This is a genomic window from Adhaeribacter rhizoryzae, assembly GCF_008629685.1.
In the GTDB taxonomy this organism is placed as follows: Bacteria; Bacteroidota; Bacteroidia; order Cytophagales; family Hymenobacteraceae; genus Adhaeribacter; species Adhaeribacter rhizoryzae.
The window spans coordinates 25,451-44,300 of the sequence record NZ_VWSF01000016.1 but is presented as its reverse complement, the minus strand read 5'-3'; the positions used below and the strand labels follow the sequence as shown (position 1 = coordinate 44,300).

Sequence of the window (18,850 nt, the reverse complement as noted above, 5' to 3'; positions counted from 1 at the left end):
TCTATTAATTTAGTAATAAAAATCCAATACGATTTTAATTACTCATTCCGCAAAGCTTTCACCGGATTAGCTAAGGCCGCTTTTAAAGCCTGATAACTCACCGTTAGTAAAGCAATTATTACGGCGGCTGAACCAGCCAAAACAAATATCCACCAGCTAATATTTGTGCGGTAAGCGTAATCCTGGAGCCAGCGGTGCATGGCCCAGCCCGCCAGCGGCCAGGCAATTATATTGGCTAGTAAAACCAACCGCAGAAAATCTGTGGTTAATAACCGCACAATGGTAGCTACCGAAGCGCCTAAAACCTTACGAATGCCAATTTCTTTGGTGCGCTGCACCGTGGCAAAGGAAATTAAACCGTACAAACCCAGGCAACTAATGAATATAGCCACCCAGGTAAAAGCTTGGATTAATTTCCCCAGCATTGCTTCGGTGGCATAAAAGCGGGCAATTTGTTCGTTCAGGAACTGGTATTCAAAAACTTCTTTGGGGTAAATAGCCTGCCATTTGGCTTGGATAGCAGCTAACTTGGAAGTTAAGTTGTTTCCCTGTAATGCAATTGCAGCATATTGGTAGGTCTCCGGCGCGGTGCCAATTACGGTAGGTTCAATGTCGGTGTGTAAAGAGCGGGTATTAAAATCCGCAACCACGCCCACCACTTTGCCGGGTTTATCGCCCAATTCGCCCACTATTAGTTTTTTACCCAATATTTGGTTTGGGTCCTGTATTTGGAGTTTGCGCAATAAGGTTTCGTTTACCAGCAGTTCCAGCGTAGAATCGCGGTCAATTATATTCCGGCCGGCCAGCAATTTTAAGCCAAATGTGGCTAAATATTCCGAATCACCCCATTTAGACCGAATAGGAAAGGCTTCCCATTCGGTGCGGTTATGGTATTTAAAACTGCCACCATTGTTGGTGGTAGAGGCTGGCGCCCGAAAACACAAACTAACCTGGCGCACCTCAGCTAGCTGTTTTAACTCGTTCCGGAAAGCTTCCATTTTGCCTTTAACAGGTTCCGGCAAAGGCACCATTACCAACGCTTGGGTATTAAAACCCAAATCGGTATTCCGGAAAAGCTTCATTTGGTTAGCTACCACTACCGTACAGATTAAAAGTACCTGGGCAATTGCAAACTGGGTAACCACCAATACTTTGCGTAGCGCTGCCAGGCTCATTTGCGGGGTAGCGACCTTGCCTTTTAAAGCCGCCACCGGGTTAAAACCCGCCAACACCAGGGCCGGATAAAATCCCGCCAGGAAAATAATGGTTAATGCCAATAATACTAAGAAAAGCCATAGCACCGGGTCTGTAGCCAGATTCAGTTGTAATGGCAAGCTGGTCCAGTTATTCAGGTAAGGCAAAAAGAACTTAGCAAGCACCAACGACAGAAACGTAGCAGCCAAGGTAAGCAAACCCGTTTCGAGCATAAACTGCTGGAAAAGCTGAGTCCGCGAGCTACCCAGTACCTTCCGCACCCCAATTTCTTTAGCCCTTCGGAACGACTGCACCGTAGCCAGGTTCACGAAATTAATACCCGCAATAATTACCAGGAAAACGCCAATTAAACTCAGGCCCCAGAGCAGCGATTTCCGGATTACACCTTTGTAACGTTCGTTAAAATGAATATCGCTTAAGGGTTGCAAGTGATGGTGGTAGACCGGGGCCAGGTCGCCGTGGTATTTACGGGAGAAAGCCGGCATAGCTTGGTCAAATGTGCGGGCCGTAAAGCTAGGTGGTAGCAGCACAAAGGTTTCCTTGTTGCTGTCAATCCAACCCCAGTCGTTTTCCGGAAATTCGGGCTTAATAATTTTATACGTGCTCAGCGACACCAACATATTGGCTTTCGTGTCGGTGTTGTCCGGTAAGTTTTGTAGTAAGCCGGTTACTTTAAACGTAAACTGGTTATTTACCCGAATAAATTTACCAATGGGGTTCTCCTGCCCGAAATATTTATTCGCCCACTCTTGCGTTAAGACCACCGCGTTCGGTTCGGATAGGGCATGTTGCGGATTACCGGCCAGCCATTGGTAATCGAATATTTTAAACCATGCGGGGCTAACAAAGCTGATGCCTTCTTTTTCGAGGTAGCGTTTGGGCGCAGTTTGTCGGTTGTTTGGTATTTCCACCGTCAGGGCCTGGTTCCGGATAATAAAGGCGGTGGTTTTAATCTCCGGAAAATCATTCCTAATCGCTTCGGCCATCGGGTAAGGGCTGCCGGGCCCATATTCAATGCTGCCGTCTTCCAGGTGTAAATCGGTAACTACCCGGTAAATCCGGTCAGCATTGGTATGGTAGCGGTCGGTGCTCAGGTGGTATTTCACGAGCAAAAAAATCAGAATGGCCCCGGTAATGCCCAACGCTAAACCCAGAATATTCAATACCGAGTGGCTCCGGTGCCGCAGCAGGTTACGGAAAGCTATTTTCAGAAATGGGTACACCATGCTATTTCTTTACCTTGCCTAAGCGGTTTGAATTATTCAATAATATTTGAATTATTTAATAATAAATATTACTGCTACTCGCTCCTTAAGGATTTTACCGGGTTAACTACGCCCGCTTTTATAGCCAGGAAACTCACCGGTACCAGGGCAATTAGCATAGCCATAACCCCAGCCAGAATAAAGGCCCAGCCACTAATATTGGTGCGATATTCAAAATCTTGTAACCATTGCTGCATGGCATACCAGGCTAGCGGCCAGGCAATAATATTGGCCACCAATACTAATTTTAGTAAGTCTTTAGAAAGAAGCGAAACAATATTTAGCAAAGAAGCACCCAGCACTTTCCGGATGCCAATTTCTTTGGTGCGTTGTTCGGCGGTAAACATGGCTAAGCCAAATAAACCCAAACAAGCAATAAAAACGGTGAGCCCCGCAAATATTGCCAGAATACGGCCAATCTTTTGTTCGGCCTGGTAGGTTTGGGCAAAACGCTCATCCATAAAGGTGTAAGTTAACGGGGCTTCGGCCGTTAAATTCTGCCATTCTTCTTTTATGGAGGTTAATAGGCCTGCCATATCTTTGGTTTTAGCTTTTACCACCAGCGAGCCAGAATTATCGTTCAGCATCATGAGCAGCGGGGTAATGCGTTGGTGCAGCGATTGAAAATGAAAATCTTTTACCACGCCAATAACCTGGTAAATAGCCTTATCGCCCTGGTTATTTATAAAGCAGGTAACCTTACGGCCCAGAATATTATTTCCCCAGCCAAAAGCTTTGGCAGCGGCTTCGTTAATTATCATGCCGGCCGAATCGGTAGCAAAGTCTTTAGAGAAATTACGGCCGGCCGCCAACTGCATACCCAACGTGGGAATATAATTATAATCAACCCGGTACTGATAAGTGCTCACGCTTTGGGCGGCATTATTATCAGGAAAAACCACAGAATTATTTGCATTGGTTGGCCCTACCGGCAGGTAAGAAGATATACTGGCATTACCTACCCGCGGATCTTGCAGGAGTTTCTGCCGGAGTATTTCTTCCTGTTTGCCCAGTAAGTAGGTGTCGTGCAGTACCATTAACTGGTCTTTGCTGTAGCCAACTTTTTTATTTTGAATAAAGGTAAGCTGCTCATACACCACGGCTGTACTAATAATAAGGGCAATGGAAACAAAGAACTGAAATACAACCAAACCACTGCGAAGGCTCAGGCTTTCTTTACCCGAACTGAACTTACCTTTAAGCACCGCCACGGGCCGGAAGGAAGAAAGAAAAAAGGCCGGATAACTACCTGCTAAAATGCCCACGAGCAAACCAAATAAACAAAGCCCAGTAAGTACCCAAATATTCTTCAGGAATTGCATGGTTAATTGTTTGTTAGCCAACTCATTAAAAACGGGCAAAGCTACCTGAACCAGAACTATTGCCAACAGCAAGGCAATAATGGTAAGCAGAACAGACTCAAACAGGAACTGGCGTATTAATTCGCCTTTAACCGAGCCCAGCACTTTCCGGATGCCTACTTCCCGGGCCCGGCGCGAAGCCCCGGCCGTAGAAAGATTCATAAAATTTATAGCGGCAATAAGCAGCATAAATAAGGCAATAGCCGAGAAAATATAAACGTACCGGATGTCGCCGGCAGCACCTACGTCGGAAGTAAAATTAGAATGCAAGTGAATATCCGCGAGGGGTTGTAAAAACAAACCGGCATCATCGCCTTTTTTACGAAACTGCGCCAGGCTCATTCCCATAGATTTCTGGATTTCCGGGCCCATGTACTTTTCTACTACCAGCGGTAATTTGGCTTCGAGTTGCTTATAATTATAACCTGGCTGCAGTACCAAATACGTAAAAAAATTATTGCTTAACCAGGTGGTCTCTTTAGCTTCCGGCAAGCTGGCCATAGAAGCAAAAAAATCGAACTTGAAGTGCGAATTAGTGGGTACGCGGTCTATTACACCGGTTATTTTATAATTTGTTTTTTCGCTTTTAAATTGCAACACCTTCCCGATAGGGTCTTGGTCGCCGAAATATTTCTTGGCAATGGCCTGCGAAATAACCATGGTATTGGGGTCTTGCAAAGCCGCTTTAGCATCGCCCTTGAGCAAGGGTATGGTAAAAACCTGAAAGAAATTAGCATCAACAAAGGCAAAGCTTTCTTCCTTAAAAGTTTTATTTTGGTAGGTAACAATTGGCGAGCCGTAAGGGCGCAAACGCGTAGCTTCCTGCACCTCCGGGTAATCGGCAAGAAACGTTTGCGCAGCGGGAGCCGCAGAAGTAGGCGTTTCCAACTTTTCGCCGTTTAGTACAGCCCGGAAGTTTAAGCGTACCATCCGGTCGGCTTTAATATTATACCGGTCGTAGCTCAGCTCATCCATCACGAAGAGCATAATAATTAAGCAGGTTGCCATACCAATAGCCAAACCAAATATGTTTATGGCCGAGAAGGCCTTGTTGCGCCAAAGATTACGCAACGCAATTTTTAAATAATTCTGAAACATAGTTTTATTGTTAATCGGCAATATTGGTTTGTTACTCGTTCCGCAGCGAATTTACCGGGTTAGATAAAGCGGCCCGCACTGCCTGAATACTAATAGTAAGCAAGGCAATCAGCAAAGCAGCCACGCCAGCCAAAGCAAATATTCCCGGACTTATATTGATGCGGTACTCGAAATCCTGGAGCCACTGCCGCATGCCCCACCAGGCCAAAGGCCAGGCAATGAGGTTGGCTATTAAAACCAGTTTGAGAAAATCTTTCGAAAGCAGTGTTAGAATATTGGTTACCGAAGCACCCAGTACTTTGCGAATACCGATTTCTTTGGTGCGCTGCTCGGCCATAAAAATGGCTAAACCCAACAAGCCCAAACAAGCAATAAAAATGGTGAGGCTGGCAAAAATACCCAGAATGGTTCCGGTTTTTCTCTCAGTTTCGTAAGTTGCCTGAAAACGTTCGTCCAGGAACGAGTAAGTAAAAGGCGAATCGGCGGTTAAGTTTTTCCAGTTCGTTTCCATGGCGGCGAGCAAGCCGGCCATGTCGGAGGTTTTGGCTTTCACGATTATAGAACCCGAGTGCCGGCCCAGCACCATCATCAGCGGCGAGATGCGCTCGTGCAACGATTTAAAATGGAAATCTTTTATCACGCCAATTACCCGGTAATTCTTTTTCGCGCCATCGTTGTTTATAAAATCGGTTAGGCGGCGGCCCAGCGGGTCTTTTTCCCAGCCGTAAGTCCGTACGGCGGTTTCGTTCAGAATTACGCTGAGCGAATCGCTGGTTAAATCCTCAGAAAAATTACGGCCGGCTATGAGTTGCATACCCAGCGTAGCAATATATTGGTGGTCGACTTCGTACTTCAGGGTTTTAACTAACTGGTTCGGGTTGTCTTCGGTGTAAATCATGTTATTATTGCCGTAGGTTGGTCCCACTGGCAAATAACCCGAAGCGCTCATACTTACTACCCTGGAGTCTTGCGCTAACTGGTTCAAGAAAGCTTTTTCGTTGCCACCCAACACCCAGGTTTCCGGCAATATTAATACCTGGTCTTTGTTGTAGCCCAACTCCTTGTTCCAGATATAGCGCAGTTGCTGGTACACCAATACGGTGCTAATCATGAGCGTAATGGAAATAAAAAACTGAAACACCACCAATCCACTACGTAAATTCAGGCTGCTTTTAGCGGAAGTAATTTTGCCTTTTAGTACGGTTACCGGCTGGAAGCTAGACAAAAAGAAAGCCGGGTAAGAACCCGCTAAAACGCCAATAAACAAGCCGAACACCAGCAAGCCCGGCAACAAAGCCGGATGCGCCAATAAATTAAACTCCAAGTTTTTACCGGCCAGTTGGTTAAATACGGGTAAGGCCAGTTGCACCAGCAAAATAGCCAGCACCAGAGCCACAACCGTTACCAGAATAGATTCCAATAAAAACTGCCGCACCAACTGCAGCTTTACCGAACCCAAAACTTTGCGGATGCCCACCTCGCGAGCCCGCTTGGAAGCCCCGGCCGTTGATAAATTCATAAAATTAATGCAGGCAATCAAAAGCATAAAAAGGGCGATAGCGCCGAAAACGTACACGTACCGGATATCGCCTACGGGTTCAATGTCGTTGGTAGATTCAGAATGCAAATGAATAGAAGTAACCGGCTCCAGGAACAAACCAATCTGGTTACCTTTTTTCCGGAATTCGGCCAGGCTCATGCCCATGGCTTGCAATATTTGAGGGCCCATATATTTTTCAATTACCTGCGGCAGTTTGGCTTCCAGCTTTTTGTAATCGTAGCCTTTGGGTAGCACCAGGTAAGTGAAATAATTAGAAGTCATCCACGACGAAGATTTTGCTTCCTGGTCGGAAGCCAGCGAGGCAATCAGGTCGAAGTGAAAATGGGTGTTAGCCGGTATTTTGTCGAAAACGCCGGTAACGCGGTACGTTTTTTTCCAGGTTTTAAAGTTCAGCACCTTGCCAATGGGATTACTCGCACCGAAATATTTTTGCGCAGTAGCCCGCGAAATAACCACAGTATAAGGCTCTACTAAGGCTGTTTTGGGATTGCCTTGCAGCAAAGGCAGCGTAAACACCTCGAAAAAATTAGCATCTACGTGGGCCAGGGAAGTTTCTTTAAAAGCTTTGTCGCCGTAAGTTACCATCGGTTCACCACCCTGGCGGATGCGGGTAGCAGCCTGCACTTCCGGGTAATCGGCTTGCAAAGTTTTTGCTACCGGCGGCATCACCACGGCTTCTTTTATTTTATCGCCGTTAATCGAGGCCCGGAAAATAACCCGCACCAGGCGGTCGGCTTTTTCGTGGTATTGGTCGTAACTGAGTTCATGCACCACGAACAAAGAGATAATTAAGCAAGTAGCCAAACCAATCGCCAGCCCCAAAATATTAATGGCCGAGAAGGTTTTGTTGCGCCACAAGTTGCGGAAAGCTATTTTGAGGTAATTTTTAAACATGACTGTATATTGTCTTAACCAGGATTTACCTGATTTTTATGATTAATATGATTATTATTTAATGTATTTAGAATCTGTTTTGGATTATTATTTAGATGAAAGACTACTTATAATTTATGCTTTATAGTGATAATGCCAAGAGCTTCTTTTTCTTAGTTGCGTGCAGTCCTCCCCCTACCCCCTCCGAAGGGGCACTTTCGCAGGCTGGGCAAATTTTCCTTAAATACATTTCATAAAGGCAATTCGGTAAAACATTCATAATCAATTCAAAAACCTTTCTTCAAGGCGTTTTCCTCAAAAGTCACATTACCAGAAAGTCCCCCTTCGGAGGGGGTAGGGGGAGGATTTGTTGACCACTATTCCCTATTATCAACAATCCCATTATTCACAAACCATAAATAATTTACCTACTCGCTCCGCAGTGATTTAACCGGATTAGCTACCGCCGCTCTTATCGCCTGAAAACTAACTGTAAACAAAGCAATTAAAACTCCTATTCCTCCGGCCAACGCAAATATTCCCCAACTTAAATTAATACGGTAAGCAAAATCCTGGAGCCACTGGTGCATGGCATACCACGCTACCGGGAAAGCAATAATGGCAGCAATGAATACCAGCTTCAAAAAATCTTTCGAGAGCATAATCACCACGCTTTGGATGCTGGCACCTAACACTTTGCGAATGCCAATTTCCTTCGTGCGTTGCTCGGCGGCAAAAGTGGCCAGCCCGAATAAACCTAAACAACCAATAAAAATAGCCAGCGCGGCGCCCATCAGAAAAATGGTTTCCCGGATTTTATCTTCGCGGTAAAACAAATCCCACTGGCTATCCAGGAAATGATATTCAAATAAATGTTCCTGGTCTATGTTGTGCAGCACCGCCTCCATTTGCTTAATGGTTTCGCTCATGTTAGCGGCGCTTACCCGGGCAGTAAAATAATCGATGTTGTGCACCGGATTTTTATGGAAAGCCAGTACCATGGGAGCCAGCGGTTCGCGTAAAGACTGGAAGTTGAAATCTTTTACAATACCCACTACCCGCACCCGGTAAGGCTTATCGGCCGGCATCGGGTCAAAGCTACTCCCGAAATTGGTAGCCGGAATCTGAATAATTTGCCCGGAAGGTTCGGTAATGCCGAGTTCATGTGCCGCCGTTTGGTTTAGCAATACCGCCGACGAATCGGCCAGGCTGCCGGCTCTAAAGTTGCGGCCTTTTAGTAGTTCAATTTCGTAAGTCGGAAGAAATTTATCATCTACCCCCAGGAAAAACATTTCGTGGTCCGCAGCCGGGGCGGTGTTGTTTTGGGTAACCTTTACTTTGGGCAAATTTTTCCATTCGCCGGGCACCCGCGAGCTAACGGTTACGCCTTTTACCTGCGCTATTTTAGCGAATTCATTTTTAATCGTTTCGGCGCCCTGGCGTACCTTGCCGCTGTTAATATCTACCACCAGCAACTGGCTTTTGGTGAAGCCCATGTCTTTGGTACTTACATATTTTATTTGGCGGTAAACCACCAGCGTGGCCACTATCATCACAATAGAAACCGCGAACTGCATTACTACCAGAAACTGCCGAAGCGAAATACTATCGTTTCCAACCGGAATTTTAGATTTAAACAACACCAACGGGTTTAACCTTGACTGAAATAAGGCTGGGTAAATACCGGATAAACCTCCCACCAAAAGCATAATAATAGCCGTGCCCAGCCAAATGCGGTAATCAGTTCCCGGTCCCAGACTAAGTTGCTTTTCGGTGAAGCCATTAAAATATGGCAACAACAGTTTTACGAGCGTTAAGGCCAAGACCAGCGAGATGAAAGTAGTTAGGAAAGCTTCGGCCAAAAACTGGTTCGCCAGGGTTTTGCGCGAAGCCCCAATCATTTTGCGTACGCCAATTTCTTTTGCCCGTTTCGAGAACAGGGCCGTGGTTAAATTGGTGTAATTAATGCAGGCCAGCAGCAGCACAAACACGGCTATCAACGAGAAAACGTATATATAAGTCAGGCTACCCGTTTTGCCCAAAGTGCCTTCAATGCCTTCGGAATTAAAATGCACTTCTTTTAGAGGTTGTAAGGTAAGCTGGCGTTTATCCTGGTTATCGGGTTTGCGGTTAGCGGCTACTAACTGATTTATTTTACCGGAAACGACCTGCGGATTTGCTTTAGCGTCTAATAACAAATAGGTATAAAAATTATTGGAGTCCCAGTCGGTGTTAAAACCAGCATCCTGGTAAGTAACCTCGGAGAAAAGCAGGTTAAAGGAAAACTGGGAGTTAACCGGAAAATTCTTCAGTACCCCGGTTACGAGAAAAGGCGTTGGTTCCCGGTCTACTTTAATGCTTTTGCCCAGCGCGTTGGTGGTGCCGAACATTTTCCGGGCCATTTCTTCGGTAACAATTACACTATGGGGCGCCTTTAAAGCCGTTTGGCCATTCCCTTGCAGCAATTTAAAATCGAATATTTGCAGAAAGCCGGGGCTGCTAATCCAGAAATCTTCGTAAAAAATATTGGTACTATTAGATGGCGCTACATTGGCGCGGCCCAACGCCACCAGCCGCACGGCATTTTTTACTTCGGGTAAATTAGCCTGGGCACCAGCCGACACCTGGTAACCGGTACCCGCTATTTTGGTTTCCTTTCCTTCGGGCGTAGTGCGGTGCTCTACCAACCGGTAAATATTATTGGCATTCTGATGAAACCGGTCGAAGGTAACCTCATCGAAAATATAGAGCGCAATCAGCAGAAAACTGGTTAATCCAACAGATAGCCCCACCACGTTTATGAAGGTGAATATTTTGTTTCGCCAGATGTGTCGCCAGGCCGTTTTAATATGATTTTTAAACATAAAAGTGGTTTTTTTAAGAAGATTAAAAATCAATATTATTCCGTTCGTAAACTCTTGACCGGGTTAACCAATGCCGCCCGTACCGAGTGAAAACTGACCGTGAGCAGCGCAATTAAAAGCGTTGCAGCGCCCGCCAACCCGAACAACCACCAGCCTACATCTACCCGGTAAGCAAAATCCTGCAGCCACTGGTGCAGACCGTACCAGGCCAGCGGCCAGGCCAAAATATTGGCTACCACTACCAAGGCAATAAAATCTTTCGAAAGCAGGCTTATAATATCGCCCACCGAAGCACCCAGTACTTTGCGCACGCCAATTTCTTTCGTGCGGCGCGCTACCGCCAGTGTAGCCAAACCAAATAAACCCAGGCAGGAAATAAAAATGGAAAGCCCCGAAGCAATGGTTACAATAGTACCCAAACGTTTTTCCTGTTGGTATTGGCTGGCGATATTCTCGTCTAAGAAGGTATAGCTAAAGGGTTCGTCCGGGAGTACTTTTTTCCAGGTTTGTTCTAACAAGGCCACTTGTTCGGCTACCGCGCCGGGCTGCAAACGCACCGAAATATCCGGGTCCGGCGACGACTGGAACATTAAATCGTTAATACCGGCAAAGAGCGAATCGGGCCGCTGCACCAGTAGCAGGGGTTCTACTTTTGAGTGCAGCGAGGCATAATGAAAATCCTCGACTACCCCAATAATTTGGTGCGCCGGGAAATCTCCGGGTAATTTCTGATTCAGTGGGTCCGGCAAACCAAAGGCTTTTACAAAGGCTTCGTTTATAATAAAGGCAGTGTATTTATCGGCGGTATTATTCTGGTCGAAATTGCGGCCAGCTACGAGTTTAATATTATAAACCGGAATAAATTCCGGGTCGATCATATTCATCTGGAACGAGCGGAATACCTTGTTTTTATCGTTGAATCCAACATCGGCCCAGGCGCCGGTGCCAAAAGCAAACGCCGAAGCCGTAATATTCGCAATTTCTTTATGGCTGCTTAAGGCGTTGCGGTACCGTTCTACAATGGCCAGGCCTTCTTCGCCGCCTTTATTTACCGGAATAACCACGGTGCGGTCGGTTTTAAAACCGAGCGGCATGGCTTGCAGGTAGTTTAACTGCCGGTTCATTACCAACGTACCCACCATCAGGAACACCGATAAACCAAATTGTACCACTACCAAGGTGCGCCGGAACCAATTCTGGTCGCCTTTCAGCGTTAACTTGCCTTTTAGCACTTCTACCGGCTGGAAACGGGATAACACCAATGCCGGGTAACTGCCTGCTACCAATCCCACTACGGCTACGAGTACGAATAAACTCAACAGCGTTGTACTATCTAGCTTAAATATTAACTGGCGGTCAGCAAGCTCGTTAAAGGCGGGTAGCAATAATACGGTAAGCAACACGCCTACTACCACGGCGGCCAATGTCATGAGCAGGGCTTCGCCCCAGAACTGGTAAACTAATTGCTGGCGGATGGCGCCCATGACTTTGCGTACGCCTACTTCGCGGGCCCGACCGGCCGAACGGCCAATGGCCAGGGTCATGAAATTAATGCAGGCAATAACCAGAATAAACAAGGCAATGGTAGCCAGAATATAAGAATAAGCCGGGTTGCTGACCGGCTCAATGCCTTGCGGCAAAGTGTTATCGAGGTGAATGGCGGTGATGGGCTGTAGGTTTACGACGTACTCGCCGGGCTTAAATTTATTGTTAGTGGCCGTTTTTACCATAGCGGGCAACTTGGCTGCTACCTGTTTTACCTCCACGCCAGATTTTAGCAGCACGTAAGTTTCGGCTTCTACCTGTTGCCAATGGTTCATTTGTTTCTGGGAGCGGAGCGGCTTAATATTTTCGAAGGAAAGCAAAATGCCAAAGCGGATGCTGGAATTAGCAGGTACATTTTTGGCCACAGCCCGCACCGTGTAGGTTTCCATTGCACTATCGAGCTGCATCCGGAAAGTTTGGCCAATGGGGTTTTGGTTACCGAAATATTTTTGGGCAATTTCTTCGGTCAGCACCGCATCTTTCAGTTGCGTGAGCGGATTACCTGGTGGTTGGTTTAGTAAAGGAAAATCGAACATCCGGAAAAAATCCGGTTCTACTAAATGCACGCGCTCGTTAAAAATATCGCCATTTCTTTGAGTATTTACATCCAGCGTTACGATGCGGGTCATGGCTTCTACTTCGGGTAAAGCAGCAACCATAGCCGGGCCTAAGGGGTAAGGCGTAATGGTATTCACAATAGGCTCGTTCTGGTGTATTTCGCGCACCCAGGGCCGGTAAAGCCGGTCGGCTTTGCTATGAAACCGGTCGAAACGCCACTCCTGCTGCAGAAACAAACCCAGCAATAAGCAACAGGTAATCGCGATACCCAAGCCGGCTAAATTAATTACCGAGTAAGTTTTGTGCTTAACGAAATTACGAAGGGCAATTTTGAAGTAGTTTCGGAACATAACAGCAGGCAATAAAGAGCTGGGGAAGCTCCAAACGGGCCTCCTGTATTATTTAATTACATACATCAATATTATTATCAGGCTTTTATACCTGGCAGATATTTATAGGGCTTTTGCAAATGGAAGGAGTTTATCAATTATTATCTTGTAGTTATCCTCCCCCTACCCCCTCCAAAGGGGGACATTCAATAATTTACAAATTTTCTGACCTTTAAACGGTAAACTGCTCGCGCACATTTTCCATTACTACTTCGCCGTCGAGTAGCCGGATGATGCGGTGGGCGTAGCGGGCATCGTGCTCGGAGTGCGTTACCATAATTACGGTAGTGCCGGCCTCGTTCAGTTCGGTTAATAATTCCATTACCTCGTTACCGTTAGTCGAGTCGAGGTTACCGGTAGGCTCATCGGCTAGAATTAATTTGGGGTTGTTGATTACCGCCCGGGCCACCGCTACCCGCTGCTGCTGACCACCCGATAACTGCTGCGGAAAATGGTTGCGGCGGTGCATGATCTGCATTTTTTCGAGCACTTTCTCTACCTTTTCCTTGCGCTCGGCGGCGCTTACGCCCAGGTAAATTAAAGGCAGTTCCACATTTTCAAACACTGTCAATTCGTCAATCAGGTTAAAGCTCTGGAACACGAAGCCAATATTTTTCTTCCGCAGATCGGCCCGGTTGCGCTCATTAAACTTACTGATTTCGGTACCAATAAATTTAAAGCTGCCGCCATCCGGTTCATCCAGTAAACCCAAAATATTCAGTAGTGTGGATTTACCACAACCCGATGGACCCATAATGGCTACAAATTCGCCTTCGTTTACCTCAATGGATACTTTGTTCAGCGCTTTGGTCTCCACTTCTTCGGTCCGGTAAACCTTTTCCAAGTTTTCTATTTTGATCATGACGGTGTAGTTGTTTGCGATTCCTTAATATTTTTATCTATTATTTTTTGCTTTATTAGCTTTTTCTATGCTTTAATCCTGCCAGATTACGTTCACAATCTGCCATTTACCATCCAGTTTTGCCAGATGAAAATAATCGGTTCCCCAGAGTGCTCTTAGTTTGGCAACCGCTATTTTGTCTTTTATTTCGAATATATTAATTTCTTTCGGTGCTTCTGAAGTTACTTTGGTTGTTTTATTCCATCGTTGCGATAGTTTAACCATCTGGGCAAACGACATCTTCGATTCGCGGTAAACACCTTCTCTTTTGTAGTAGCCGCGTTTGGCTAATTCGGGATGTACACTGGCGTATACTTTGGTGGTATCGGCCTGGTAAAAGCTTTCCACGTAATCCAAAATGGCTTTCCGTACCGCTTGTTCGTCGTGGATTGTTTGGGCTTGCAACGTAAAACTCAGGCTAAAAAAAAGTAAGGTTAAGCCAATCTTAGTCATTTTTAGTAATTATTTAAGCTTCTTACAACTAACCTAAGTATTATTCCTTCGAATCATTAATTACCAACTCGCCCATATCTTCGTAGCTTTCGTAGCTGCTGGTTACAACTTTGTCACCGGGGTTCAAGCCTTCGAGTACTTCGTAATATTCCGGGTTCTGGCGGCCCAGGCGGATGTCTGTGCGGTAAGCTTTTTTGCCGTTTTCATCTACTTTAAATATCCAGTTGCCACCGGTTTTCTGGTAAAAGCCGCCTTTGGCTACCAATACCGCTTGCGTCTGGTCGCTTAGGGCTAAACGTACCTGCAGGGTTTGGCCGCGCCGGATGCCTTGGGGTACCTCTTTGGTAAACTCCATGTCTACCTGAAACTGGCCGTTGGTAACCTGGGTGAATATTTTCTTCACGCTGAGTTCGTAGGTTTTGCCATTAAAGGCAAACTCGCCTTTCTGACCGGTAAAAATGCGGGAGATGTAATGTTCATCAATATTGGCGCGTACTTTAAAGCCGTTCAGTACATCTATCTGACCGATGCGCTGGCCGCGGGTTTTCGACTCACCAATTTCGGCGTTTAATGAGGTAATCTGGCCGGCAACCGGGGCTTTTATGGTTAGGTCATCCATTTTCTTGCGCATCAGGTCCAGGTTGCTTTTCATGCGGGTTACCGATTCCTGCATCTGCCCAATCTGGTGCTGCATCGATACAGAATCTTGCCGCAAGGTTTGCTTGGTTAACTGGCGCTTGCGCACCTGGTAATTGTAATTGTTCTGGCTTTCCAGATATTCCTGCCGGGGTATTACTTTATCTTCGTACAGCTTTTTGTTCATGTCGTACACCCGCTTGGCCTCGGCTAATTTGTAATCCACATCAGCTAATTGGTTTAATTGGGCAATGCGGTTTTGCTGCATCAGGTTGCGGGTATGTTGCAGGTTGTTAATCAGGTCAAAAACAGCCGTTTCGCGGTTTACCATTTCCAGTTGCAAATCGGTGTTGGTTAGTTGAATAATGGGCTGGCCTTCGGTAAGCGTAGCACCGTCCTCTACCAGAATATTTTGTACTTGTCCGCCTTCGGTGGCATCCAGGTAAATGGTTTTAATGGGCAATACTACCCCGTCAATCGGAATAAATTCCTGAAAATTGCCTTTGCTTACTTCGCTAATGGTAATGCGTTGGTTATCAACATTTAATTTAGGCTTTCCGGTAGTAGAAAAGAAGCTGGCCAGAATCAGCACCACCAACAGGGCTACCCCTGTAATGGGCAGAATCTTTTTGGTGGTCCATTTCTTCTTTTTAATAATAGTATCCATGGTAATGGGTTTTAAATTGCGGGTTCAAGTAAGCCCCCGACGAGTATATAGTAAGAACAATGCCAAAACAGCAAAGCTTTGTTTTTCAATCCGTTAAGGCCTTATTTTTTATTTTCTACTCTAATATTGTCCGGTTTTGATACAACTGCGTGTCCGCTTCTGAAACACCGGAAATAAGGAGATAAATTAATAAATATTACTGTTGATTTGAAGATAAATAATCATGAAAGCTCCAGGAAAAAACACCTGCCCAAATTTGATATTTTAATTTACCGGAAGTTAATTTTATTACCTTGATATTTAAGATTAAGGAAGTCAATCAAAATAATTTCTCTTTGCCAACATCAATAATTGCCATTGCTCCGGCATATTATTACATTTCGTCCAAATTGTTGTATATTGTTCTAATTCTTCCATTCCTGATAAAACTAACCCATGATTTCCAAAAATGCGCGCGTGTTGGTAGTAGACGACGAAAGCGATGTGCTTTTTGCGGTAAAAATGCTGCTCAAAACCGAGGTTAAAGAAGTAGTAACCGAAAAAAATCCGGAAAATTTAATGTCGCTGTTGAGTAAACAAAACTTCGATGTTATTTTCCTGGATATGAATTATAAAAGTGCCCTAAACACCGGCAACGAAGGCTTTTACTGGCTTAACCGAATTCTGGAAAGAGACAAGGAAGCTACGGTTATTATGATTACCGCTTACGGCGATATTGGCACGGCTGTGCGGTCTTTAAAAGAAGGCGCCACCGATTTTATTGTAAAGCCTTGGCACAACGATAAACTCCTGGAAGCGCTGGAAACAGCGTTGCAGAAAAAGGCTGGTAAAGGTAAAAGCCATGCCGGTGCGCCTAAAACGGCTGGTACGCTACCCGGCTTCGATATGCTCGGCGAGTCGGAGGCGATGCAGGATGTGTTTCATAAAATAGATAAAATTGCGCCTACCGAAGCCAATATTTTAATCCTCGGCGAAAACGGCACCGGTAAAGAATTAGTGGCCCGTGCGCTGCATCAGAAATCTTTCCGCTCGACCAAACCATTTATTACCGCCGATCTGGCGGCCATGAGCGAAGGAATATTTGAAAGCGAATTATTCGGGCACAAAAAAGGCTCTTTTACCGATGCTAAAGAAGACCGCATGGGCCGTTTTGAAGCCGCTTCGGGTGGCACTTTGTTTTTAGACGAGATTGGCAATATTTCGCTGCCGCAACAAGCCAAATTATTAACGGCTTTGCAAAACCGACAGGTGATACCGCTGGGCAGCAACGCACCCATACCAATTGATATCAGGTTAGTATCGGCTACCAACGTACCTATTTACGAACTGGCCGCCAAAAACCAGTTCCGCAAAGATTTAATTTACCGCATCAACACCGTAGAAATTACCTTGCCGCCCTTGCGCGAGCGCGGCGACGATGTGCTGATGCTGGCTAAACATTTTGCCGGAATTTACGCCGAACGCAACCACAAACCTACGCCCGATTTCGACCCAGCCACCTTTAAAAAATTAAAGCAGCACACCTGGCCCGGCAATATTCGGGAATTGCAGCACGCCGTGGAGCGGGCCGTAATATTAGCCGAAGGGAATGTGCTGAAGCCGCAGGATTTTAGCTTCTCAGCTATGGAACAGCCGGTACCGGTTACGGGCGTACCCGTAATGGCAGATGGCCCGCTGCAACTAAACGAAGTAGAAAAAACCACTATTTTACGCGTAATTGAGCGCAACAACGGCAACATAACCAAAGCCGCCAAAGAATTAGGTATTACCCGCACTGCCCTTTATCGCCGCCTCGAAAAACATGACATTTAAACGCCTTGAAATCGGAATATTTATCCGGCTTATTCTGCTTTTTGTACTCATGTACGTGGCCGTTTATTATTTACTGAACCCCTCGTACGTGCAGGTAATATTTGCGGCTTTCCTGATGGTTTTGCTGGTAATTGAACTGGCCGGCTACGTTACGCGCAGCAACAACGAGCTGGCAAAATTTATTCTGGCCGTTAAGTACCGCGATTTTTCGCAGCAGTTTAACGAAAACCACACCAACCCTTCTTTAAAGCAGCTGCACCACGCTTTTAACCAGATTAACAATACGTTTAAGCAACTCAGCTCCGAAAAAGAAGCCCAGTACCAATATTTGCAAACCATTCTGGAACTGATAGATACCGGCATTATTTCTTTTGATGCGGAGGGAAACGTAGAATGGCTGAACGAATCTTTTAAGCAAACTATTGAAGTACCTTTCCTGAAAAATATTCATGCGCTGGGTAAACGCAACGAAGTATTATACGAAGCCATTACAAAACTAAAACCCGGCAACACCACGCTGGTAAAATTAACCGTTGGTAAAAGAACGATGCAGTTGCTGTTGTCGGCCACGTTGTTTATGCTGCACGGTCGCCAACTTACCTTAATTGCGTTTAAAAACGTAAGCCACGCCCTCGACGAAACCGAAACCGAAGCCTGGCAAAAGCTGCTGCGCGTAATGACGCACGAAATTATGAACTCGGTGGCTCCTATTGCCTCGCTGGCCGATACCCTGCGCCGCCACGTGCGCCTGGAAAAAGAAAAAGTAACGGAACCGCCGATGTACAACACCGACCTGCTCGACGATGTAGACGAAGGCATTGGCATTATTCAGCACCGCAGCGAAGGCTTGTTAAAATTTGCCCAGATTTACCGCAATTTCAGTAAAATAACCAACCCTAATTTAACTACAGTTTTTGTAGCCGAACTTTTCAACAGCATCAGCGCCCTATTAAAACACCAGCTCGAAGAAAAGAATGTAAAATTAGTTACTACCGTTACGCCGCCCGATTTAATATTTCAGGCCGATTCGCAATTAATGGAGCAGGTACTCATAAACCTGTTGCTGAATGCCGCTAAAGCCGTACGCCACCGCGAAAATCCGGTAATACAATTGGTAGGCCGCCTGGGCGAAAACGAACGCGTTGCTATCGATGTTATCGATAATGGGACCGGCATTCCGCCCGAACTCCTCGACAGTATTTTTATTCCGTTTTTTACCACCCACAAAGACGGCTCGGGTATTGGCCTGAGTTTAGCCAAACAAATTATGCACCTGCACAAAGGCAATATTCAGGTAGAATCGGTGGAAGACGAAGGTACGGTGTTCCGGTTGCAGTTTTAATTATGTTACGCCAATCGGGTTATAGTATTACGCCAATCGGGAGATTGGCTTTCCTAAAAATGCGTAGAGCGCTGCGCTAACTCTACGGATAACGTGGCTAAAACTTTAAACTGTAAACTTTTTTTAGGACGAGACATTTCCAGTTATGGCAACTATGGCGCGGAAGTTACTTCCGTGCCTTTCACTTCTATTTGGCTAATTAAATTTCAATAATTTTCCGAAGAAGATTTAAAACAAGTTTTAGTAGACACAGAGTAACTTTGTTATGCGTAGAGTTAGCGCAGCGCTCTACGCATTCCTCGGAAAGCCA

General features: G+C 45.8%; 10 protein-coding genes. 2 read left to right on the top strand and 8 right to left on the bottom strand.

All coding sequences use genetic code 11. The features are described from left to right. Nucleotides 1-38: 38 nt before the first annotated feature. The 8 genes from F0145_RS18060 to F0145_RS18025 all read right to left on the bottom strand — a co-directional run bounded on the left by F0145_RS18060 (nt 39) and on the right by F0145_RS18025 (nt 15,386). Entirely contained in the window at nt 39-2,441 is a 2,403-nt protein-coding gene (locus F0145_RS18060) for an ABC transporter permease (protein WP_150090521.1), read from the bottom strand. A gap of 74 nt (nt 2,442-2,515) precedes the next feature. Further along, entirely contained in the window at nt 2,516-4,939 is a 2,424-nt protein-coding gene (locus F0145_RS18055) for an ABC transporter permease (RefSeq protein ID WP_150090519.1), read from the bottom strand. 31 nt (nt 4,940-4,970) lie between these two features. Next, nucleotides 4,971-7,394: an ABC transporter permease gene (locus tag F0145_RS18050; RefSeq protein WP_150090517.1), complete on the bottom strand. Its 2,424-nt coding sequence runs from the start codon at nt 7,392-7,394 to the stop codon at nt 4,971-4,973. Between the two features lie 407 nt (nt 7,395-7,801). Beyond that, nucleotides 7,802-10,237: an ABC transporter permease gene (locus F0145_RS18045; RefSeq protein ID WP_150090515.1), complete on the bottom strand. Its 2,436-nt coding sequence runs from the start codon at nt 10,235-10,237 to the stop codon at nt 7,802-7,804. 35 nt (nt 10,238-10,272) lie between these two features. Next, entirely contained in the window at nt 10,273-12,690 is a 2,418-nt protein-coding gene (locus tag F0145_RS18040; protein ID WP_150090513.1) for an ABC transporter permease, read from the bottom strand. 211 nt (nt 12,691-12,901) lie between these two features. Further along, nucleotides 12,902-13,591, bottom strand: coding sequence for an ABC transporter ATP-binding protein (locus F0145_RS18035; RefSeq protein WP_146902888.1), 690 nt, complete (start codon nt 13,589-13,591; stop codon nt 12,902-12,904). A 72-nt stretch (nt 13,592-13,663) separates the two neighbouring features. Beyond that, entirely contained in the window at nt 13,664-14,083 is a 420-nt protein-coding gene (locus tag F0145_RS18030; protein WP_150090511.1) for a nuclear transport factor 2 family protein, read from the bottom strand. Between the two features lie 40 nt (nt 14,084-14,123). Continuing rightward, on the bottom strand, nt 14,124-15,386 hold the full coding sequence (locus tag F0145_RS18025; protein WP_150090509.1) for an efflux RND transporter periplasmic adaptor subunit: 1,263 nt from the start codon (nt 15,384-15,386) through the stop codon (nt 14,124-14,126). A gap of 435 nt (nt 15,387-15,821) precedes the next feature. On the opposite strand from F0145_RS18025, the gene F0145_RS18020 reads away from it, so the two are divergent. Both F0145_RS18020 and F0145_RS18015 read left to right on the top strand, forming a co-directional pair. Next, entirely contained in the window at nt 15,822-17,198 is a 1,377-nt protein-coding gene (locus F0145_RS18020; protein ID WP_150090507.1) for a sigma-54-dependent transcriptional regulator, read from the top strand. Next, entirely contained in the window at nt 17,188-18,540 is a 1,353-nt protein-coding gene (locus F0145_RS18015) for a sensor histidine kinase (RefSeq protein ID WP_150090505.1), read from the top strand. Before F0145_RS18020 ends, F0145_RS18015 begins: the two co-directional genes overlap by 11 nt. Nucleotides 18,541-18,850: the final 310 nt, after the last annotated feature.